Genomic DNA, 20,543 nt, shown 5'->3' on the forward strand with positions numbered 1-20,543 from the left:
ATGAAGGCGTACATCGTCGGCGTCGGGATGACGAAGTTCGAGAAGCCCGAGACCCGCGACTGGCAGTACTGGGACATGGCGAAGGAAGCGGGCACCAAGGCGCTCGACGACGCCGCAATCCGGTACGACCAGGTCGAACAGGTGCCCGTCGGCTACTGCTTCCAGCCCTCCACGGCCGGACAGCGGGCCGTCTACGAACTCGGACTGACCGGCGTCCCCGTCTACAACGTCAACAACAACTGCGCCACCGGCTCGACCGCGCTCATGATGGCCCGGCAGTTCGTCGAGGGCGGGATCAGCGACTGCGTACTGGCCCTCGGCTTCGAGAAGATGGCGCGCGGTTCCCTCGGGGGCGGCGGCGCGGACGGCGGCGCGGCGGACTTCAAGACCTCGCCGGTCGCCCGGCACTACGGGATCATGGCCGCCGCGCACGGCTTCGAGATGTCCCCGCCCACCGCCCAGATCTTCGGCAACGCGGCCCGCGAACACATGGAGCGGTACGGGACGACGGCGGCGCAGCTCGCGGCGGTCGGCGCCAAGAACCACCGGCACTCGGTGAACAACCCGTACGCCCAGTTCCAGGACCCGTACACGGTCGAGGAGATCCTCGCCGCCCGGACCGTCCACCGGCCGCTGACCAAGCTCCAGTGCTCACCCACCTCCGACGGCTCGGCCGCCGCCGTCGTCGTATCGGAACGCTTCGTCGACCGGCACGGTCTCGGCGACCGGGCGGTGGAGATCGCCGCCCAGGCCATGACGACCGACACCGGCGCGTCCTTCGCCTCCGGCACCTGCGTCGACGCCGTCGGAGCACCCATGACACGGGCGGCCGCGCAGCAGGTCTACGCGGCCTCGGGGCTCTCGGCCGACGACCTCGACGTGATCGAGCTGCACGACTGCTTCTCCATCAACGAACTCCTCACCTACGAGGCCCTCGGGCTGTGCGAGGAGGGCGAGTCCGGAAAGCTCGTGGAGTCCGGTGCCACCACCTACGGGGGCCGCTGGGTCGTCAACCCGTCCGGCGGGCTGATCTCCAAGGGCCACCCGCTGGGCGCCACCGGAATCGCCCAGGCCGCCGAGCTGACCTGGCAGTTGCGGGGCGAGGCCGGGGCCCGCCAGGTACCGGGCGCGCGCACCGGCCTCGCGCACAACATCGGGCTCGGCGGAGCGGCGGTGGTGACCCTGCTGCGCCGCTGACCCCGAGGCGCGTGGAGCTCCGGTGCGCCGAGCCCGGAGCTCCGGTGGGCCGACCCCGGGGCGCCTGGAGCTCCGGTGCGCTCCGGTGAGCTGTGGTGCGCCCCGGTGCCCGGACCGGCGGCAACCCGATGTACGGAGCGCCGGGCGCCTGGGACCATGACATCCATGGCTGACGTCTCCACACCCGTACCCACCCGCACCCCCACCCGAATAAGGCCCCGCACCTGGGCCGTCGTGCTTGCGGCCTGCACCGGTCAGTTCCTGGTCATCCTCGACGTGGCGGTCGTCAATGTGGCCCTGCCGTCCATGCGGACCGACCTGGGGCTGAGCGCCCCCGCACTCCAGTGGGTCGTCAACGCCTACTCGATCGCGTTCGCCGGATTCATGCTGCTCGGCGGCCGGGCCGCGGACATCTACGGCCGCAAGCGGATGTTCCTGATCGGGCTCGGCCTGTTCACCGCCGCCTCGCTCGCGGGCGGCCTCGCCCAGGAGGGCTGGCAGCTGCTGGCCGCCCGCGCCGCGCAGGGGCTCGGCGCTGCCGTACTGGCGCCCGCCACCCTCACCATCCTCACCGCGGCCGTCCCCGAAGGACCCGCCCGCACCAAGGCGATCGGGACCTGGATGGCGGTCGGGGCGGGCGGCGGCGCGGCCGGCGGTCTGATCGGCGGGGTGCTCACCGACGCCCTCTCCTGGCGCTGGGTCCTGCTCATCAATGTGCCGATCGGCGCCCTCGTCCTGGTCGGGGCCGCCCTCTGGCTGGCCGAGGGCCGGGCGGGCGACCGGCGCCGCGTCGACCTGCTGGGCGCCGTCCTCGTCACGGCGGGCCTGGCCTCCGTCGCGTACGGGATCGTGCAGACCGAGGCGGAGGGGTGGATGTCCCCGGCCACCCTGGTCCCCCTGCTCGGCGGGCTGTTGCTGCTCGCCGCCTTCGTCCTGGCGGAGGCATGGGCGGCGGCCCCGCTGATGCCGCTGCGGGTGTTCGGCGTACGGGCGGTGTCCTCGGCGAACGTGGCGATGTTCCTGATCGGGTCCGCCACCTTCGCCATGTGGTACTTCATGACCGTGTACGCGCAGAACGTGCTGGGGTACACGCCCTGGCTGGCCGGGATCGCGCTGCTGCCCACCTCGGTGGCCGTCGTCATCGGCTCGAAGGCCGCCCCCCGCCTGATGGCGCGCATCGGCGCGAAGCGGCTGGCGGTGATCGGTGTGCTGGTCACCGCGGCGGGCTTCGGCTGGCAGTCGACCATGACCGCCGACGGCCCGTACATCACCGGCATCCTCATCCCCGGCATCCTGATGATGGCCGGATCGGGACTCGCCTCCACGCCGCTGGCCGCCCTCGCCACCTCGGGCGCGGCACCCGGCGACGCGGGACTCGTCTCCGGGCTGGTCAACACCTCCCGCACCATGGGCGGTGCGCTCGGCCTCGCGGTGCTCTCCACGGTCGCCGCCGCCCGCACCGGTGGTGCCACGGGCGCGGCCGAGGTCACGGCCGGATACGCCCTGGCCTTCCGCACGGCCGCGGCGGTGCTGATCGGCGGGGTCCTGCTGATGCTGCTGTGGCTTCCGGGGCAGCGGACCCGGTCCCGGTCCGCCAAGAGCTGAGGCCGAGGCGGCCCCGTACGGACGCCGCGGGCGGCCGGTGATCCCGGGGGCCGGGGCGTCCCGCGGGCCCGGCGCGTCCCGCTCACCGGCCCGGCGCCGGCTCCCGGTCCTCGTCCCCGGCACCCTCGGCCCCCGCACCCTCGTCTCCGGCATCCTCGTCTCCGGCATCCTCGTCGGGCGCCTCCACCGGCAGCTCCGCCCGCACCACGAAGCCGCCCCGTGGCCCCGGACCCGCCTCCAGCCTGCCGCCCGCGACGGCGAGGCGTTCGGTGAGCCCCTTCAGCCCGGTGCCGCCGACGGGGCGGACGGCGCGGACGGCGCCGGCGGTGCGGGCGGTGCCTTCCGGGTCAGGGCCGCGGCCGTCGTCCGTGACGGTCAGCCGGACCCGCTCGGGCGTGGAGTCGACGACGAACTCGCAGCGCGTCGCGCCACTGTGGCGTACGGCGTTGGTGACCGCCTCCCGTGCCACCCAGCCCAGCAGCGCCTCCGTCTGCGGCGCGAGCGGCGGCCCGGTGCGGCGTACCACCGGTTCGATCCCGGCGGCCGTCAGCGCGGACCTGGCCCGGTCGAGCTCGGTGGCGAGGCTTCCCTCGCGGTAGCCGGTCACCGCCTCCCGGATCTCGGTCAGCGCCTGCCTGCCCACCGACTCGATGTCGGCGACCTGCGAGAGTGCGGCGTCCAGATCGTGCGGCGCGAGCCGTCGGGCCGCCTCCGACTTGACCACGATCACCGACATCGTGTGCCCCAGCAGATCGTGCAGATCGCGGGAGAAGCGCAGCCGTTCCCGCTCCACCGCCCCGCGGGCCAGTTCCTGCCGGGTCGCACGCAGCTCCATCACGGTCTCCGACAGGGTGAGGAGCGCGGCCGTCACCGCACCGGAGAGGAACGTTCCGTACCCGATGGTCCACGGCTCCGAGGCATGGTCGCCGCGCCACACGGACACCACGACCGCGGCACCGGAGAGGGTGATCAGGCCGACCGCGAGCCGACGGCCGCGCAGGATCGTGCCGCAGGCCAGCGACAGCAGCGGGAAGAACAGCAGCCAGCTGCCGCCGTAGCCGATCGCCAGCGCGAAGGTGATCGCGGCCATCGCGGCGAGCAGCCGGTACGAGGTCGCGCTCTCCCGCGTCCGTTCGTTGAACCCTCTGAACACCACGGAGACGTAGAGGGAGTTGAAGGTCAGCAGACCGAGGCCGCCGATCCACGGGTTGGGCGTCCGGCCCTGCCAGAGGTTGGAGAACGCGCCGAGCCCCAGCAGCAGCCAGGGCAGCAGCGTGTACGGTCCCGGCGGTCCGGGGCGCCGGCACGCGCGCCGCTTCGCGCGGGCCTCGCGCCATCGCCCGGCTCGGGCCTTCAGGGACTCGGTACCGGCCTTGGACATATTCGCTCCCGTCACACGGTTCTCGCGGACCGACGGTACGAGAGAACCGCGTATCCGCCGAAGAGCAGCAGCCACCCGGTGAGCAGCGCGACGGACCCGGCGCCCGGCGCGTGCCCCGCGATCGCCGCCCGGCCGAGCCCGGCGAAGCCGTGGGCCGGGCTGTACTCGCCGATGGAGCGCAGCCACGCCGGGAACTCCGCGAGCGGGAACCACAGTCCGCCGACGACCGCGAAGCCCATCAGACAGGCCACATTGACCACACCGGTGCCCTGCGGGGTCAGCCGGTAGCCGTTGCCGATGCCGAGCAGGGTGAACGGCAGCGCCCCGATCCACAGCAGCAGCACCAGCGCGGTCCACTGCCAGGCCGCCAGCCGCACCCCGTTAACCAGGGCGCCGGCCAGCAGGACCGTCACGATCGTCGGCAGTACGGTCACCGAACCGCTGATCGCCCGGCCCGCGACGGCCCGCGAGGGCGAGAGCGGGGTGATCCGCAGCTGCTGGAGCCAGCCGAGGGATTTGTCGGAGGCGATCCCGGTGCCGATGGCCATGGCGGAACCGAGTGCTCCGTACGCGGCCATGCCGACCATGGAGGCGGCCTTCCATTCGCCGTAGTCGGCGCCGCCGCCAAGATTGGTGAAGAGCAGGTACATCATCACCGGCATCCCTGTTCCGAAGATCAGGAAGACGCTGTCGCGCAGGGTCCGCCGGATTTCGAGCACGATGTAGGGCAGCATCACACGGTCTCCTCGGAGCGGGCGGCGGGGTGGGAAGCGGAGTCGGAACCGGCGGTACGGGAAGCGAGGTCGGAACCGGCGGTACGGGAAGGGGAGCCGGAACCGGCGGTACGGGAAGGGGAGCCGGAACCGGCGGTACGGGAAGGGGAGCCGGAACCGGCGGTACGGGAAGGGGCGTCGGCGGGTGCGGTCAGCGCCAGGAAGGCGTCCTCCAGCGTGGCCCGCGACACGCTCAGCCCACGGACGGCGCCGATCCGCGCCAGCTCGACGACGGTCGCGTCCGAGTCGTCCGTCCGCAGCAGCGCCCGGTCCCCGCGCACCTCGACACCGACGACACCGGGCAGCAGCTCAAGGCCGTCCGACGACGCTCCGGCCAGGTCGAAGGAGACGAGGCTCCCGCCGGCCGCGCGCCTGATCCGGTCGCCGCTGCCGTCCGCGACGATCCGGCCCCGGTCGATGACGACGATCCGGTCGGCGTTCTCGTCGGCCTCCTCCAGATAGTGGGTGGAGAACAGGACGGTGTTGCCGCGCCCGGCGAAGGACCGCATCGACCGCCAGAACGCGCGCCGCGCCTCCACGTCCAGGGCGGCGGTCGGCTCGTCCAGCACGACCAGTTCCGGATCGCCCGCCAGTGCGACGGCGAAGCGGACGCGCTGGGTCTGGCCGCCGGAGAGTTTGTCGACGCGCCGGTCCGCGTACTCGGTGACACCCGCGAGAGCGAGCGCGTCCCCGACCGGCATCGGGTGCGGGTAGGTGGAGGCGACGAAGCGGACCAGTTCGCGGACCGTCACCCGGGGGATGGGCCGCCCGTCCTGGAGCATCGCGCCCACCAGCCCGGCGCGTACCGCCTCGTCGGGCGAGCGGCCCAGCAGCCGTACCGTCCCGGAGTCCGGGTCGTTCAGGCCGAGCAGCAGGCTGATGGTGGTCGACTTGCCCGCCCCGTTGCGGCCCAGCAGCGCCACCGTCTCGCCGCGCCCGATCTCCAGATCGATGCCGTCGACGGCGCGTACCGCCGCCTCCGCCCTGCCGAACGTCCTGACCGCCCCGGTGAAGACCACCGCGGGCCCTCGCTCCGCTGTCCCCGTTGTCTGCTTCATGACCATGACGCTACGGAGCGCAGGGGGGTGTCCGGCAGAGCCCCGTGTACGGACTCCGCGATGACAAATGTCATGGCCCGAACGTGCACCGGGAGCCTTTGCGGCCAAGGTATCTGACATGGCGTCAGCGGTCTTCACAACTCCCGGAGGCTGCGTTATACATGGGCCATCGGCTAGAACGCGTTCTAGAACGGGCGTGCCTGCCGGTCCCGCACGACCTCGGTGCGGCCGACGGTGCGGACGGTCGCGCCGAGGTCTTCCCACCATCAAGGAGCAGCTTCCCCATGCCCATTGATGCCGTAGCGGCCGTCGCCGCCGAACCCCGCCGAGCCGAGATCGGCTGGGACCACAAGGACATCCAGCTCTACCATCTCGGCCTCGGCGCGGGCAGCCCCGCCACCGACCCCGAGGAGCTGCGCTACACCCTGGAGTCCCGGCTCCAGGTACTGCCCAGCTTCGCCACCGTCGCGGGAGCCGGCACCGCCATGACCGGCGGCCTCTCCTCGCCCGGCGTCGATGTGGACCTGGCCGCCGTCCTGCACGGCGGCCAGACCGTACGGGTGCACCGGCCCATCCCGGTGCGCGGACGCGCCGTACAGACCTCGAAGGTCGCCGCCGTGTACGACAAGGGCAAGGCGGCCGTCCTCGTGCTGCGCACCGAGGCAGCCGACGACGACGGCCCGCTGTGGACCAACGACTCCCAGATCTTCGTCCGCGGCGAGGGCGGCTTCGGCGGTGAACGCGGGCCCTCCGCCCGGCCGACTCCGCCGGACCGGGCCCCCGACCGCACGGTGGAGCGGGCGATCCGCGAGGACCAGGCGCTGCTCTACCGGCTCTCCGGGGACTGGAACCCGCTGCACGCCGACCCCGCGTTCGCCAAGCTGGCCGGCTTCGACCGGCCCATCCTGCACGGGCTGTGCACCTACGGCATGACGCTCAAAGCCGTCACCGACACGCTGCTCGACGGCGATGTGACCCGCGTCGGCGCGTACAGCACCCGCTTCGCCGGAGTGGTCTTCCCCGGCGAGACCCTCCGCATCCGGATGTGGGCCGGGGACGGCCGCATCCAGGTCGCGGTGAGCGCCGTCGAACGGGACGACGCGCCGGTGCTCGTGGACACGCTCATCGAACACTCCTGAAAACGCCATGATTTGAGGGGAGCCGCACCATGCGCGCAGCCGTACTGCACGAGATAGGCCAGGACAAACTGGAAGTCCTCGACGACGTCGAGGCGGTGGGCTTCGGCCCCGGCAAGGTCAAGCTCCGCATCCGGGCCACCGGACTGTGTCACTCCGACATCTCCGCGATGAGCGGCGTCCTTCCGCAGCCCGCCCCCTTCATCCCCGGTCACGAGGGCGCGGGCGAGGTCATCGACGTCGGCGACGGCGTCACCGGGCTGAGTCGGGGGGACCGGGTCCTGGTCTGCTGGCTGCCCGCCTGCGGCGCCTGCCCGTCGTGCAGGCGCGGTCAGACCCAGCTCTGTCTGGCCGGCTTCATGAACGCGGGCACCCCCAACTTCAAGCGTCCCGGCGGCGATGTCTTCGGCTTCGCCGGTACCGGCACCTTCACCGAGGAGGTCGTCGTCGGCGCGGGCTGCGCGGTGCCGATCCCCGACGACGTGCCCTACGAGATCGCCGCGCTGATCGGCTGCGGGGTCACCACCGGCCTCGGTGCCGCCATCAACACCGCCCGGGTGGAGGCCGGTTCCTCGGTCGCCGTGATCGGCTGCGGCGGCGTCGGCATCTCCACGATCCAGGGCGCGCGGGTCCAGGGCGCCGCCCAGATCGTCGCCGTCGACCCGGTCGCCTCCCGGCGCGAGGCCGCGCTGAAGTTCGGCGCGACCGAGGCGGTCTCCCCGGACGAACTCGCCGACGCCAAGCAGCGGATCACCGGCGGCGAGGGCTTCGACTACGTCTTCGAGGTCGTGGGCAAGTCCGCCACCGCCCGCACGGCGTACGAGACCACCCGGCGCGGCGGCACGCTCTGCGTCGTCGGCGCCGGAGCGATGGACGACAACTTCCAGGTCAACATGTTCGAGCTGTTCTTCGACGAGAAGCGGATCCTGCCCTCCATGTACGGGGGCGGGGACGTGCTGCGCTCCTACGAGCGGGCCATCGCGCTCTGGCGGGCGGGCCGGATCGACCTCGCCTCGATGATCACTCACCGGGTGCGGCTGGACGGGATCAACGACGCCCTGGACCAGATGAGGACCGGCGAGTCGCTGCGTACCTGCGTCGAACTCTGACGTCCGCCCCGCACCCACCGATCGAGCCACCCCACGACATTGAGGGGCCCGCTCCCACCGATCAGCCACCCCCCGACATTGAGGACTGCGATGTCACTACCCCTGGACGGCCTCTCCGCCGTCGTCACCGGCGCGGGCCGGGGCCTCGGACGCGCCGAAGCCCTGGAGCTGGCCCGGCTCGGCGCGGCCGTCGTCGTCAACGACTACGGACAGCCGGGCCGCGACGGCTCCGGCGAGGCGTCGGCGGCCCCCGCCGAGGAGGTCGCCGCCGAGATCCGGGCGGCGGGCGGCCGTGCGGTCGCCCACCTCGGCGATGTCTCCGACCACGAACAGGCCCGCGCCCTGGTGGAGCTGGCCGTCTCCGCCTACGGGAAGCTCGACGTCCTGGTCAACAACGCGGGCATCCTGCGCGACCGGATGATCTTCTCGATGACCGAGGACGAATGGGACTCGGTCGTCCGGGTCCACCTCAAGGGCCACTTCAACACCACGCACTTCGCCGCCGCCCACTGGCGCACCCGCTCCAAGGAGTCCGGCGGCCCCGTCTACGGGCGGATCGTCAACACCTCGTCGGAGGCGTTCCTCGCGGGCTCGGCCGGGCAGCCGAACTACGCGGCGGCCAAGGGCGGCATCGTCGGCCTCACCACCTCCACGGCCCTGGCCCTGGCGAAGTACGGCGTCACCGCCAACGCCATCTGCCCGCGCGCCCGTACGCGGATGACCGAGGACGTCTTCGCGGGCTTCCAGGAACCGGCCGACGGCACGCTCGACGCCCTGGCGCCCGAGCACGTCTCGCCGCTCGTCGGCTATCTGGCCTCCCCGGCGGCCGCCAAGGTCAACGGGCAGCTGCTCGTGGTCCACGGCGGCATGGTCGCGATCGTCGAACGCCCGAAGGTGGCGGCGAAGTTCGACGCGGCCAAGGAGACGTTCACCTTCGACGAACTGGACGGGCTCATCACCCCGTACTACGAGGACCGCCCCCCGAACGAGACGTTCGCGGCGGCCGAAGTCCTGGGTCTCAAGCGGGGATAGGCGCGCCGGGACGACGAACGGGGCCCGCACCGGCCGAACGGCCGGTGCGGGCCCCGCACGTGTCTCGTCGCTGGCGGCTCTTCGCGCAGCGCGGCCTCAGGCCGCTCTGCTCCCCCCTTCGGAGGGACGGCGGTGGCGGCCGTGCGGCTGCGCGGCCTCAGGCCGCTCTGCTCCCCCCTTCGGAGGGACGGCGGTGGCGGCCGTGCGGCTGCGCGGCCGTGTTCTCCATCGACGTACCCCCTCGGTGCTTTCCGGAGCCGCCGGTTTCGTCCCGGTCCGTGTCCGCCCCCGGCGGACGCGTCTGGGTCGTGTCTGTTCGGGCTTCAGACATGTGGGAAGTCACCCCGTTGTGATCGCTTACTTGTTGTCGCAAGCCCCGCCCCCGCCACCGACGCGGTCACCGTCGGCGCCCGCCCGGTGCGGCTGCGTAGCCCAGGCCGCAAGTTTAGACCGACCGGTATTCGGGGAGCGGCGTCGCCCACCCCCCGGATGCCGGTCGGTCCTGGACCGATGCGGTACGCCCCTTGAGAGGCGCCTGCCCCAGGGGAACCGGCCTGCACACCACAGGACCGGCAATCGCCGCGGATGGTTGCGTTCCGGTCGTGGTCGTGGTCGTGTCCCCGGGTCCGGGTCCCGCCCCGTTCCCGGTCGCCGGGTCCGTCCGGGCGAGGCACGGCTCCTCGTCCGCCGGAGCCTCCAGCAGCGCCACGGCGCACCGTGTCCCGGGCTCGGCGTAGGGCAGGTGCAGCACGCCGTCCCGGCTCCAGAATCCCGCCCCGGCCAGCCAGCCCCGCGGCGCGGCGAACTGGTGCAGCCGACGGCCCGCCGGGCGCCAGACCCCCACCCAGCTGCCCGCCGCCCCGTCGATCCGTAGCCCCACGGCGCAGCTCTCCGGCATCAGCATCTGTCCCGGCTGGACGGCGAACGGGGTCACCGCGACATCCGCCGGACGCAGGCACTCCGGGAACCGGACGGGCAGGCAGCTGCCGAGCACGCCCCAGCCGAGCCGGTCGTGCCCCGGCGCGTCGGACCGGAGCAGCAGCAGTCCGCTGTCCGTGTCGGCGAGCAGCAGCCGGTCGTTGCTGTCCGGCGTGATCTGGAGCAGCGGCGTCACCTCACCGCCCCGTCCCAGGTCCAGGGCGACCGCCTTCACCGGCCCGCCGTCCGGCGGCTGCCGGTCCAGGGCGAGCATCCGGCCCGTCCGGTCCAGCCAGACCCCGCCGGAGCAGTGGCCCGGCACATCGGTGATCCTCTCCGGCCCGAAGGCGCCGCCCGCCACCAGCCAGAGGGCGGTGGAGCGCTCACCGGCCGCCAGGGCGTACACGCTCCGGCCGTCCGGCGAAGGCGGCAGCAGCGTGAGATCCGCGCAGGCGACGGCCCCCAGCGGGAGTTCGCCGGTTCCGGGCCCGGTCGGGTAGAGCAGCGAGAACGCCTGGAGGTCCGCCACCCGCCGCCGGATCAGCACCCGCCCGTCGGCGAGCGGCACCACCTGGGAGTCCGGCTCCTCGGGCTGGTCGAGCGGCAGGGGCACCGCGTAGGGCTCGGGCCCGTCGAGCGTCCAGCGCTCGGGGTACCAGGCGCGCTCGGCGGGGTGCCCCGGTGCGGCGGTGAGCCGGGCGGCGTACGACGCGTCGGCGGTGAGGACGAAGGCACCGGACGTACCGAAGGGATCGGGTACGCCGAGAGCCCCGTACGTCCCGTACGCACCGAGAGCCCCGTACGCGTCGAGTGCGTCCGGCTCACCCGGCTCACCCGGTTCATCGAGCACAGCCGCACCAGCCGCACCAGCCGCATCAGCCGTGTCATGGGCTTGATGCGCGGCGTACGCGTCGCGCGGTTCCGGTTCGCCGAGCGCCGTCGGCGCACCGGGTTCTTCCGGCTCTCCGGACTCCTCGGGTACAGGTTCCACCGTCGCGGCGGCCCCGGCGGTCTCGCCTTCGATGGCACAGGCAGTCATGGACTGGTCACCTCCGGCCACCGAAGCTAGTTTTCGCACTTCCTGCCGAACAACACCAGACCTCGCACTTCACACATAAGGGTGGTGATGCCCGGATTCGCCTGAGAAGGAGGGGGTGGTTGTGCTTGGAGAGGTGACCGTGGCTAAGGTTAGGCAGCCCTAAGCAGTACCTGTGTGACCCACAACTGGAGCAAGTGATGTCCCTTCGACGCCGCGGCACCGCCGCAGTCGGCCTGGCGGTGGCCGCCGCCCTCTCCCTCTCCGCCTGCGGGAGCGACGACGCCGGTTCGGGCGACTCGGCCAGGACCGATGCCGGTGGCGACAAGAAGGCGGCTGTCGCCACGGGCGGCAAGGACTTCGGCGACGCGGCGAAGAAGACGGCGGAGTACGGGACGGACGCCAAGGCCGGCGAGTTCCCCCGTACCCTCACCCACGCCATGGGCAGGACCGAGCTCAAGTCCGCCCCGAAGCGCGTCGTCGTCCTGGACGTCGGCGAGTTCGACAACGTGGTCTCGCTCGGTGTGAAGCCGGTCGGCTTCGCCCCCTCCGAGGGCGACGCGGCCATCCCCTCGTACCTGAAGAAGGACGCGGGCAGCCCCAAGAACGTCGGCACGATCAACAACCTCAACCTGGAGGCCATCGCGGGCCTCAAGCCGGACCTGATCCTCGGCAGCCAGCTGCGCGCCGCGGACAAGTACGACGAGCTCTCCAAGATCGCGCCGACCGTGTTCTCCATCCGTCCGGGCTTCACCTGGAAGGAGAACTACCTCCTCAACGCCGAGGCACTGGACCGGACCGACCGGGCGAAGACCGAGCTGGCCGCCTACGAGGCGAAGGCCAAGAAGCTCGGCACGGACATCGGCCCGAACAAGCCGACCATCTCCATGGTCCGCTACCTGCCGGACAAGATCCGGCTGTACGCCAAGGCGTCCTTCATCGGCACGATCCTTGAGGACACCGGCCTGCCGCGCCCCAAGAACCAGCAGATCGACGACCTCGCCGCGGAGATCAGCCCGGAGAAGATCGACGAGGCGGACGCGGACTGGATCTTCACCGGTGTGTACGGGGACGTGAAGGCCACCAAGCGCGACACCGCCCAGGCCAACCCGCTCTGGAAGAACCTGAAGGCGGTCAAGGCCGGACAGGCCAAGGACGTCTCCGACGAGACCTGGTACCTCGGCCTCGGCGTCACCTCGGCGAACCTGGTCCTCGACGACCTGCGTGCCGACCTCGTCAAGTAGCCGGCCGCGGGGCGGGGCGACGTAACGATTGATGTCCGGCCGCCGGTCCTGGTGCACAGGTCCGGCGGCCATGGACGCCGGGGCACGGGGGACAGGTAGCCTTTCCCCCGTGCCCCGTCTGTCTGAAGTCATCGCCGCACTCGACGCCCTCTGGCCCCCCGAGCGGGCCGAGGGATGGGACGCGGTCGGCACGGTCTGCGGCGAGCCCGGGGCGGAGGTCGACCGGGTGCTGTTCGCCGTCGACCCGGTCCAGGAGATCGCCGACGAGGCCCTGGCCCTCGGCGCCCAGCTGATCGTCACCCACCACCCGCTCTATCTGCGGGGTACGACGACGGTCGCCGCCGACACCTTCAAGGGCCGGGTCGTGCACACGCTCATCAAGCACGACATCGCGCTGCACGTCGCGCACACCAACGCGGACACCGCCGACCCCGGCGTCTCCGACGCCCTGGCCGGCGCCCTCGACCTGCGCGTCACGGGCCCCCTCGTACCGGACCCGGCCGATCCCCAGGGCCGTCGCGGCCTCGGCCGGATCTGTGAACTCGACCACCCCGAGACCCTCGGTGCCTTCGCCGCCCGCGCCGCCGCCCGGCTGCCCGCCACCGCGCAGGGCATCCGGCTGGCCGGCGACCCGGAGGCGCTCGTGCGCACCGTCGCGGTCAGCGGAGGCTCCGGCGACAGCCTCTTCGACGCGGTCCGCGCCGCGGGCGTCGACGCCTACCTGACCGCCGACCTGCGCCACCACCCGGCCTCCGAGGCCGTCCAGCACTCGCCGCTCGGCCTGGTCGACGCCGCGCACTGGGCCACCGAATGGCCCTGGTGCGAGCAGGCCGCCGCGCAGCTCGACGCGATTTCCGACCGCCACGGATGGGACCTGCGGGTCCATGTCTCGAAGCAGGTCACCGACCCCTGGACCACCCACCATTCCTCTGGAGCCCCCAACTGAACGCCGCGCCCGCCGACCAGAACCGACTTCTCGACGTCCAGGCCCTCGACGTACGTCTCTCCCAGCTCGCCCACAAGCGCAGGTCGCTGCCCGAGCACGCCGAGATCGAGTCGCTCAGCAGCGACCTCGCCCAGCTGCGTGACCTGCTGGTCGCCTCCCAGACCGAGGAGAGCGACACCACCCGCGAGCAGACCAAGGCGGAGCAGGACGTGGACCAGGTGCGCCAGCGCGCCGTCCGCGACCAGCAGCGGCTGGACTCCGGCGCGGTGTCCTCGCCCAAGGACCTGGAGAGCCTCCAGCGGGAGATCATCTCGCTGGCCAAGCGCCAGGGCGATCTGGAGGACGTCGTCCTCGAAATCATGGAGCGCCGCGAGTCCGCCCAGGAGCGGGTCACCGAGCTGACCGCGCGGGTCTCGGCCGTCCAGGCCAAGGTCGACGACGCGACCGCCCGCCGTGACGCCGCGACGAAGGAGCTGGACGACGAGGCGGCCGGTATCGCCAAGGACCGCGAGGTCGTCGCCGAGATCATCCCCGCCGACCTGCTGAAGCTGTACGACAAGCTCCGCGCCCAGCAGGGCGGGGTCGGCGCCGCCCGGCTCTACCAGCGCCGCTGCGAGGGCTGCCGTCTGGAGCTGAACATCACCGAGGTCAACGACGTGAAGGCCGCGTCGCCCGACACGGTGCTGCGCTGCGAGAACTGCCACCGCATCCTGGTGCGCACCTCGGAGTCGGGCCTGTAATGACCGCTGTCCGCCGGCTTGTCATGGAGGCCGACGGCGGTTCCCGGGGCAACCCGGGGCCCGCCGGTTACGGTGCCGTCGTCATCGACCCGGTGACCGGCGAGACGCTCGCCGAGGCCGCCGAGTACATCGGCGTCGCGACGAACAACGTCGCCGAGTACCGGGGTCTGATCGCCGGTCTGGAGGCCGCGAAGGCGCTGTTCCCGGACGCGCCGGACGGCTCCTTCCAGGTGGCGGTCCGGATGGACTCCAAGCTGGTGGTCGAGCAGATGTCGGGGCGCTGGAAGATCAAGCACCCCGACATGAAGCCGCTCGCGGCGCGGGCCGCCACCATCCTTCCGGCCGCCTCCGTCACCTACGAGTGGATCCCGCGCGCGCAGAACAAGCACGCGGACCGGCTCGCCAACGAGGCGATGGACGCGGGCAGACGGGGCGAGCAGTGGGAGCCGTCGTCCTCGACGGCGGACCTGGACACCCCCCGTACCCGTGGCCCGCTCGACCTGCCCGAGGCGTCGGGCCCGCCCGGCGACGCGGCGGCCGGTGCGGCGAAGGCCCGAGCGGCCCTGGCCGGGGCCCGCGCACAGGCCCCGGCCCGCACCGCGGCAGCAACCGCCCGCACCGCGGCAGCACAACCGGCGGCAGCAACCGCCCGCACCGCGGCACAACCCGCGGCTGCAACCGCCCGGACCGCCGCCCGGACCGCCGCCCGGACCGCCGCCCGGCCCACCGCCCGGCCCACCGAGGCCACGCCGCAGGTCGGCTGGGGTGTGGCTCCCGACCTGGGCGAGCCCGCCACGTTCGTCCTGCTGCGGCACGGCGAGACCGCCCTCACCCCCGAGAAGCGGTTCTCCGGCAGCGGCGGCACCGACCCCGAGCTCTCCGCCACCGGCCGGGACCAGGCCGCCCGTGCCGCCGAGCACTTCGCCGCACAGGGCACCGTCCAGGAGATCGTCAGCTCACCCCTGCGCCGCTGCCGCGAGACCGCCGCGGCGGTCGCCGCCCGCCTCGGCCTGGAGGTCCGCGTCGAGGACGGTCTGCGCGAGACGGACTTCGGCGCCTGGGAGGGACTGACGTTCGCCGAGGTGCGGGAGCGCCACGGCGAGGACCTCACCACCTGGCTGTCCTCCCCGGAAGCGGCCCCGACCGGCGGCGGCGAGAGCTTCATCGAGGTCGCCGACCGGGTCGTGGCCGCGCGCGACGGCCTGATCGCCCGCTACGCGGGCCGTACGGTGCTCGTCGTCACCCATGTCACCCCGATCAAGACGCTGATCAGGCTGGCCCTGGAGGCCCCGCCGCAGTCCATGTTCCGCATGGAGCTCTCGGCGGCGTCGCTCTCGACCGTGGCCTACTACGGGGACGGCAACGCGTCCGTACGCCTGCTCAACGACACCTCGCACCTGCGCTGAGAGCTGCCCCGGCGCTCAGCCGCGCAGCGCCGCCGCCTCGGCGGCCAGCCGCTCCACCCGGGCCCAGTCCTTCGCTGCCACCGCGTCGCCGGGAACCATCCAACTGCCGCCCACGCAGCCGACGTTGGGCAGGGCCAGATAGGTGGGGGCGGAGGCGAGGGAGATACCGCCGGTGGGGCAGAAACGGGCCTGGGGGAGCGGCGCGGACAGGGCCTTCAGATAGGCCGTGCCGCCCGCCGCCTCGGCCGGGAAGAACTTCATCTCCGTGACCCCGCGCTCCAGCAGCGCGACGACTTCGGAGGTCGTGGAGACGCCCGGCAGGAACGGCAGCCCCGACGCCTTCATCGCGGCCAGCAGCGCGTCCGTCCACCCCGGGCTGACCAGGAAGCGGGCCCCGGCGGCGACCGTGTCGGTCACGTTGCGCGCGGAGATCACCGTGCCCGCGCCCACGACGGCACCCGGGACCTGGGCGGCGATGGCCCGGATCGCGTCGAGCGCGGCGGCCGTCCGCAGCGTCACCTCGATGGCCGGGAGCCCGCCCGCGACCAGGGCCCGCGCCAGCGGCACCGCGTCGGCGGCGTCATCGAGGACGACGACGGGGACGACGGGTGCGAGGTCCAGCACGGAGGCGGACGGGGCGGCGGGGGCGGCGGAGGGCGCGGAGGAGGTCATGGGGTCATCCTGCGCGCACCCAGCGTTCTATGCAACGAGCGTTGCGCATGATGCAATGACGCGACCCTGGGGGGCGGTCAGTGAATCTCCGTCACCACCACGTCGAGTGCCCACGCCTGCCCGGCCCGGGCGGGGGCCGCCGCCTCGACGGCGTACCCGAGATCCCGCAACACCTCCACCAGCTGCGCCGGGCCCTTCGGCCGCGCGCCCGCCACGAGCAGGTCGCGGACGATGCGGCCCTTGGTCGCCTTGTTGAAGTGGCTCACCACGGACCGCTTCTCGACCCCGTTCACCATCTGGGAGTGGAGCACCCGCACGCTCGCCGTGCGCGCGGCGACCTCGCCCTTCGGCTTCCACGCCGCGGTGTACGCGGACGACCGCAGATCCAGGACGAGCCCGTCCCCGGCCGCCTCCGGCATGACCGCGTCCATCGGGGCGCGCCAGAACCCGCCGAGAGCGCCGAGGCCCGGCAGCTTCACCCCCATCGAGCAGCGGTACGAGGGAATCCGGTCGCCCACCCGCACCGCGCCCCACAGCCCGGAGAAGACCAGCAGAGACTTTCCGGCCCGACGCCGGGCCGCCGCGTCCAGCGACGCCAGATCCAACGCGTCGTACAGCACGCCCGTGTAGACCTGCCCGGCCGGACGCGTCCCGGCCGTACGCAGCTCCACGTTCTTCGCGATCTCGCCCCGCAGGCCCTCGCTCAGCCCGAGCACCTCGCGGGCCTTCTCCTCGTCCGCCAGGCACAGCTCGACCAGCTCGTCCAGGACCGCCGCCCGCGCGTCGGCCAGGCCCGGCAGCGACAGGGACTCCGGCTTCAGGGGTGCTCCGCGCCCCGAGGCGGCCTTTCCTTCGGAGGGCGGCAACAGCACGAGCACGGCGGTTCTCCTTCGTACGCAAGCAGGGGACCCCGGCCTGCGCGCAGGGCCCTCGGCAAGGGTACGGGGCGCGGCCACGCCCACGGGGACACGGGACGACGACCGCCGCCACGGGCTCCTCCACGCCCTCCGACCCTCCGGACACAGGAGTGGCCACGCCCCCCGCCACGCGCTCCTCCACGCACTCCGACCCTCCGGACACAGGAGTGGCCACGCCCCCCCCCGGACCTCCGGGATGCCGGTTGTCCCGCCCCGCCATACGCTCGGTCCATGCCCCGCCGCCATCTCCATATGACCGGAGCGGCCGACACCGCGCTGGGGGCCGCGCTGGGTGCCCTGCGCACCGGGCTCGGCATCCCCGGCGAGTTCCCCGCCGATGTGCTGGCCGAGGCCGGGCGGGTGGCGAAGGACCCGGATGTGTCGGCGCACGAGGACGCGACGGACCTGCCGTTCCTCACGATCGACCCGCCCACGTCCACCGACCTCGACCAGGCGATGTACCTGGAACGCCGCAGGCGCGGCTTCCGGGTGCACTACGCCATCGCGGACGTCGCCGCGTTCGTCCGGCCCGGTGGCGCGCTGGATGCCGAGGCACACCGCCGGGTGACGACGCTCTACTTCCCCGACGGCAAGGTGCCGTTGCACCCCACCCTGCTCTCGGAGGGCGCCGCGAGCCTCCTGCCGGGGGAGACGCGCCCCGCCGTGCTCTGGCGGATCGACCTCGACCCGGAGGGCCGTGCCGTCACCACGGAGGTGCGCCGGGCTCTCGTACGCAGCCGGGTCAAGCTCGACTACGAGGAGGCCCAGCGACAGATCGACCGGGGCACGGCCGAGGAACCCCTCGCCCTGCTCCAGGACATCGGGCGGCTGCGGGAGGAGCAGGAGATCGCACGCGGCGGCATCTCGCTCAATGTGCCCGAGCAGGAGATCGTCGAGCACGCGGGCAGCTACGGCCTCGACTACCGTGTTCCGCTGCCGGCCGACGGCTGGAACGCCCAGATCTCCCTGCTCACCGGCATGGCCGCCGCCCGGCTGATGACCGAGGCGGGCACCGGCATCCTCCGCACACTGCCGGTCGCCCCGGACGGTGCCGTGGCCCGGCTGCGGCTGTCCGCCCGGGCCCTGCGCATCGACTGGCCGCACCACGTCCCGTACGCCGAGGTCGTCCGCTCCCTCGACCCGAGGAAGGGCAGCCACGCCGCGTTCCTCCAGGAGTGCACCACGCTGCTGCGGGGCGCCGGATACACGGTCTTCGACCACGGTGAACTGCCCACACCCGCCGTCCACGCCGCCGTCGCCGAGCTCTACACCCACTGCACCGCACCCCTGCGCCGGCTCGTCGACCGGTACGCGGCCGAACTCTGTCTGGCGGCGGTCGCGGGAGACGAACCGCCGGACTGGGTACGGGAGTCGCTCCCCGCCCTCCCGAAGGAGATGGCCGACGGCACCCGCCGCGCCAACACCGTGGAACGCGGCTGCGTCGACCTGGTCGAGGCGGCACTGCTCAAGGACCGCATCGGCCAGGTCTTCGAGGCGTACGTCATCGATGTGAAGGACCACGAACCGGCCGTCGGCACCGTCCATATCGACGACCCGGCGATCGTGGCCCGCGTCGAGGGCGGCACCACCCGCCTCCCGCTGGGGGAACGCCTGCGCGTCCGGCTCACCCAGGCGGACCCGGGCTCGGCGAAGGTCCTGTTCGCCCCCGCGTGAGGGCTTGACTTGGCTAACGGTGTTAGTCAATAGTGGAGCTAACGCTGTTAGCCCACCTCTTGGGGGACCCGTCATGAGTGCCACGACGACCACCGCCCCGCCCAAGGCCGGCCGCCCCGCTCTCACGCGTCGTGCCGCCTGGTCCGTGGGCGCCCTCTTCTGGACCGCCCTCGCCGTCATGGAGGGCGTCAACCACGGCTGGACCGCGGGACTCTTCGCGCTGGCCTTCGTCATCGCCCCCGATCTGACGATGCTCGTCGGTGTCGGCGCCGCCCGCGACAACGCCCCAGGTCAGCTCCAGGCCCGCGCCGTGCCGTACTACAACACCGCGCACCGGGCCCTGATCCCGCTCGTCCTGCTGGTGGCCTACACCTTCGCGCCCCTGACCTGGGCCCCGATCCCGGCGGCCCTGTGCGGCTGGCTCGCTCACATCTCGTACGATCGCGCCTTCGGCTACGGACTCCGTACCAAGGAAGGCATTCAGCGTGACTGACCCCGCCACCGGCCCCGCGATCGGCCGGCCCCGGCAGATCATCGCCGCCGCCCGTGCGCTCCTGGAGGAGGAGGGCCCCGACGCCCTCACGATGCGGCGGCTGGCCGACCGGGTGGGCGTCAAGGCACCGTCCCTGTACAAGCACTTCCCCGACAAGTCCTGTGTGGTGACCGCACTGGCCGAGGAGATGCTCCGGGAGACGGCCGATGCCCTGGAGGCCGCCGAACGGGCCGCCCCCGGCTCCTTCCCGGCGCTGGCCACCGCGTACCGCGCCTACGCCCTGGCCCACCCCCACCTCTACCTCCTCGCCACCGGCCGCCCCCTGGACCGCGCCGCCCTCGCTCCGGGGGTGGAGTCCGCCGCGGCGGCCCCGATCCTGCGCGTCGTCGACGGCGACGAACACCGGGCCAGGGCGGCCTGGGCCTTCGCGCACGGCATGGTCGTCCTGGAGCTCCACGGCCGTTTCCCGCCGGGCGCCGACCTCACGGCCGCCTGGGACACCGGCGTCGCGGCCTTCGCCTGAGCGGCGGGCCCCCTTGCCCGCCTCCTCCACGCCGCCGTCCGACCCGTCCGTCCGGCCCGTCCGTCCGGCCCGGTAGCATGGTCACCACGGCAGACGAGCCGGGCGGACGGCCGCGTGGGGATCTTCGGATTCTCCCGAGGAACGTCCGGGCTCCACAGGGCAGGGTGGTGGCTAACGGCCACCCGGGGTGACCCGCGGGACAGTGCCACAGAAAACAGACCGCCCGGGACCTCGGTCCCGGGTAAGGGTGAAACGGTGGTGTAAGAGACCACCAGCGCCTGAGGTGACTCAGGCGGCTAGGTAAACCCCACCCGGAGCAAGGTCAAGAGGGGCCGTCGCAGGACGGCCTGCGCGAACGTCCGAGGGCTGCTCGCCCGAGTTCGCGGGTAGACCGCACGAGACCGGCAGCAATGCCGGTCCTAGATGGATGGCCGTCTCCCCGGCCGCCGCGAGGCGACCGGGCGACAGAACCCGGCGTACAGCCCGACTCGTCTGCCCCACCTCTCTTCTGAGCGGATAAAACCCCCTCTGATCTGCATGTTTGCGGGGCAGGGGGGCTTCTCATCTCACGATCGAGCCCCTGGGCTTTCTTCTTGTTTGTCCGTTTCTTCGGGCTGTTCTTCAGTGCGCTGTGGCGATGAAGTGGCGGCGAAAGCGCCGCTTGAGGCCCCTTAAGGGGGTGC

18 protein-coding genes and 1 other RNA gene are annotated in these 20,543 nt (G+C 72.7%); 13 read left to right on the plus strand and 6 right to left on the minus strand.

All coding sequences use genetic code 11. From position 1 onward, the window contains the following. The gene (locus A6A29_RS30230; protein ID WP_073725457.1) at positions 1-1,197 is read left to right on the plus strand and encodes a lipid-transfer protein; all 1,197 of its coding nucleotides are present in this window, start codon (positions 1-3) and stop codon (positions 1,195-1,197) included. A gap of 156 nt (positions 1,198-1,353) precedes the next feature. Beyond that, the gene (locus tag A6A29_RS30235) at positions 1,354-2,802 is read left to right on the plus strand and encodes an MFS transporter (protein WP_107468362.1); all 1,449 of its coding nucleotides are present in this window, start codon (positions 1,354-1,356) and stop codon (positions 2,800-2,802) included. A gap of 82 nt (positions 2,803-2,884) precedes the next feature. Here the strand turns inward: A6A29_RS30235 and A6A29_RS30240 are convergent, their stop codons facing one another. The 3 genes from A6A29_RS30240 to A6A29_RS30250 are packed head-to-tail and all read right to left on the minus strand — an operon-like array spanning position 2,885 to position 6,014. Beyond that, complete coding sequence (locus A6A29_RS30240) at positions 2,885-4,183, minus strand: sensor histidine kinase (protein ID WP_079183090.1); 1,299 nt, start codon at positions 4,181-4,183, stop codon at positions 2,885-2,887. Positions 4,184-4,194: 11 nt separating this feature from the next. Continuing rightward, positions 4,195-4,917 carry an ABC transporter permease gene (locus A6A29_RS30245; protein WP_073724900.1) on the minus strand — a complete coding sequence of 241 codons (723 nt, stop codon included), beginning with the start codon at positions 4,915-4,917 and terminating at the stop codon, positions 4,195-4,197. Continuing rightward, positions 4,917-6,014 (minus strand): ABC transporter ATP-binding protein, encoded by a 1,098-nt coding sequence (locus A6A29_RS30250; protein ID WP_241838725.1) that lies wholly within the window; start codon positions 6,012-6,014, stop codon positions 4,917-4,919. Before A6A29_RS30250 ends, A6A29_RS30245 begins: the two co-directional genes overlap by 1 nt. A 284-nt stretch (positions 6,015-6,298) precedes the next feature. On the opposite strand from A6A29_RS30250, the gene A6A29_RS30255 reads away from it, so the two are divergent. From A6A29_RS30255 to A6A29_RS30265, 3 genes are all read left to right on the plus strand, one after another. Further along, on the plus strand, positions 6,299-7,153 hold the full coding sequence (locus A6A29_RS30255) for a MaoC/PaaZ C-terminal domain-containing protein (RefSeq protein WP_073724902.1): 855 nt from the start codon (positions 6,299-6,301) through the stop codon (positions 7,151-7,153). Between the two features lie 29 nt (positions 7,154-7,182). Beyond that, positions 7,183-8,259, plus strand: coding sequence for a Zn-dependent alcohol dehydrogenase (locus A6A29_RS30260; RefSeq protein ID WP_073724904.1), 1,077 nt, complete (start codon positions 7,183-7,185; stop codon positions 8,257-8,259). A 90-nt stretch (positions 8,260-8,349) separates the two neighbouring features. Further along, on the plus strand, positions 8,350-9,291 hold the full coding sequence (locus tag A6A29_RS30265; protein ID WP_073724906.1) for a 3-oxoacyl-ACP reductase: 942 nt from the start codon (positions 8,350-8,352) through the stop codon (positions 9,289-9,291). Positions 9,292-9,736: 445 nt separating this feature from the next. On the opposite strand, the gene A6A29_RS30270 is transcribed toward A6A29_RS30265, so the two are convergent. Beyond that, positions 9,737-11,248 carry a hypothetical protein gene (locus A6A29_RS30270; protein WP_241838726.1) on the minus strand — a complete coding sequence of 504 codons (1,512 nt, stop codon included), beginning with the start codon at positions 11,246-11,248 and terminating at the stop codon, positions 9,737-9,739. A gap of 197 nt (positions 11,249-11,445) precedes the next feature. Between A6A29_RS30270 and A6A29_RS30275 the strand changes: the two genes are divergently transcribed. The 4 genes from A6A29_RS30275 (at position 11,446) to A6A29_RS30290 (ending at position 15,581) form a co-directional block, all read left to right on the plus strand. Then, positions 11,446-12,489 carry an ABC transporter substrate-binding protein gene (locus A6A29_RS30275; RefSeq protein WP_073724908.1) on the plus strand — a complete coding sequence of 348 codons (1,044 nt, stop codon included), beginning with the start codon at positions 11,446-11,448 and terminating at the stop codon, positions 12,487-12,489. Positions 12,490-12,598: 109 nt separating this feature from the next. Continuing rightward, on the plus strand, positions 12,599-13,435 hold the full coding sequence (locus tag A6A29_RS30280; protein ID WP_073724910.1) for a Nif3-like dinuclear metal center hexameric protein: 837 nt from the start codon (positions 12,599-12,601) through the stop codon (positions 13,433-13,435). Then, entirely contained in the window at positions 13,432-14,175 is a 744-nt protein-coding gene (locus tag A6A29_RS30285) for a zinc ribbon domain-containing protein (protein WP_198953414.1), read from the plus strand. The genes A6A29_RS30280 and A6A29_RS30285 overlap by 4 nt, the downstream gene beginning before the upstream one ends. Further along, positions 14,175-15,581, plus strand: a complete 1,407-nt coding sequence (locus tag A6A29_RS30290; RefSeq protein WP_073724914.1) for a bifunctional RNase H/acid phosphatase — start codon at positions 14,175-14,177, stop codon at positions 15,579-15,581. The genes A6A29_RS30285 and A6A29_RS30290 overlap by 1 nt, the downstream gene beginning before the upstream one ends. Positions 15,582-15,596: 15 nt before the next feature. Here the strand turns inward: A6A29_RS30290 and eda are convergent, their stop codons facing one another. Together eda and yaaA are read right to left on the minus strand one after the other, a co-directional pair. Further along, entirely contained in the window at positions 15,597-16,253 is a 657-nt protein-coding gene (gene eda / locus A6A29_RS30295) for a bifunctional 4-hydroxy-2-oxoglutarate aldolase/2-dehydro-3-deoxy-phosphogluconate aldolase (RefSeq protein WP_073724917.1), read from the minus strand. Between the two features lie 77 nt (positions 16,254-16,330). After that, a complete protein-coding gene (gene yaaA / locus A6A29_RS30300; RefSeq protein WP_073724919.1) occupies positions 16,331-17,131 on the minus strand; it encodes a peroxide stress protein YaaA in 801 nt (266 codons plus the stop codon). A gap of 270 nt (positions 17,132-17,401) precedes the next feature. Between yaaA and A6A29_RS30305 the strand changes: the two genes are divergently transcribed. From A6A29_RS30305 to rnpB, 4 genes are all read left to right on the plus strand, one after another. Beyond that, a complete protein-coding gene (locus A6A29_RS30305) occupies positions 17,402-18,844 on the plus strand; it encodes an RNB domain-containing ribonuclease (RefSeq protein ID WP_073724921.1) in 1,443 nt (480 codons plus the stop codon). Between the two features lie 73 nt (positions 18,845-18,917). Continuing rightward, a complete protein-coding gene (locus A6A29_RS30310; RefSeq protein WP_073724923.1) occupies positions 18,918-19,337 on the plus strand; it encodes a DUF4260 family protein in 420 nt (139 codons plus the stop codon). Beyond that, positions 19,330-19,860, plus strand: coding sequence for a TetR/AcrR family transcriptional regulator (locus tag A6A29_RS30315; RefSeq protein ID WP_073724925.1), 531 nt, complete (start codon positions 19,330-19,332; stop codon positions 19,858-19,860). The genes A6A29_RS30310 and A6A29_RS30315 overlap by 8 nt, the downstream gene beginning before the upstream one ends. Positions 19,861-19,954: 94 nt before the next feature. Next, an RNA gene (gene rnpB / locus A6A29_RS30320) (RNase P RNA component class A) lies at positions 19,955-20,355 on the plus strand. Positions 20,356-20,543: the final 188 nt, after the last annotated feature.

The organism is Streptomyces sp. TSRI0281 (genome assembly GCF_001905125.1).
Classification (GTDB): Bacteria; Actinomycetota; Actinomycetes; order Streptomycetales; family Streptomycetaceae; genus Streptomyces.

Bases quoted from the DNA above. Each gene is read 5' to 3' on its own strand.
- A6A29_RS30230 (WP_073725457.1), top strand. From the start codon at position 1: ATGAAGGCGTACATCGTCGGCGTCGGGATGACGAAGTTCGAGAAGCCC.
- A6A29_RS30235 (WP_107468362.1), top strand. From the start codon at position 1,354: ATGACATCCATGGCTGACGTCTCCACACCCGTACCCACCCGCACCCCC.
- A6A29_RS30240 (WP_079183090.1), bottom strand. From the start codon at position 4,183: ATGTCCAAGGCCGGTACCGAGTCCCTGAAGGCCCGAGCCGGGCGATGG.
- A6A29_RS30245 (WP_073724900.1), bottom strand. From the start codon at position 4,917: ATGCTGCCCTACATCGTGCTCGAAATCCGGCGGACCCTGCGCGACAGC.
- A6A29_RS30250 (WP_241838725.1), bottom strand. From the start codon at position 6,014: ATGAAGCAGACAACGGGGACAGCGGAGCGAGGGCCCGCGGTGGTCTTC.
- A6A29_RS30255 (WP_073724902.1), top strand. From the start codon at position 6,299: ATGCCCATTGATGCCGTAGCGGCCGTCGCCGCCGAACCCCGCCGAGCC.
- A6A29_RS30260 (WP_073724904.1), top strand. From the start codon at position 7,183: ATGCGCGCAGCCGTACTGCACGAGATAGGCCAGGACAAACTGGAAGTC.
- A6A29_RS30265 (WP_073724906.1), top strand. From the start codon at position 8,350: ATGTCACTACCCCTGGACGGCCTCTCCGCCGTCGTCACCGGCGCGGGC.
- A6A29_RS30270 (WP_241838726.1), bottom strand. From the start codon at position 11,248: ATGACTGCCTGTGCCATCGAAGGCGAGACCGCCGGGGCCGCCGCGACG.
- A6A29_RS30275 (WP_073724908.1), top strand. From the start codon at position 11,446: ATGTCCCTTCGACGCCGCGGCACCGCCGCAGTCGGCCTGGCGGTGGCC.
- A6A29_RS30290 (WP_073724914.1), top strand. From the start codon at position 14,175: ATGACCGCTGTCCGCCGGCTTGTCATGGAGGCCGACGGCGGTTCCCGG.
- eda (WP_073724917.1), bottom strand. From the start codon at position 16,253: ATGACCTCCTCCGCGCCCTCCGCCGCCCCCGCCGCCCCGTCCGCCTCC.
- A6A29_RS30305 (WP_073724921.1), top strand. From the start codon at position 17,402: ATGCCCCGCCGCCATCTCCATATGACCGGAGCGGCCGACACCGCGCTG.
- A6A29_RS30310 (WP_073724923.1), top strand. From the start codon at position 18,918: ATGAGTGCCACGACGACCACCGCCCCGCCCAAGGCCGGCCGCCCCGCT.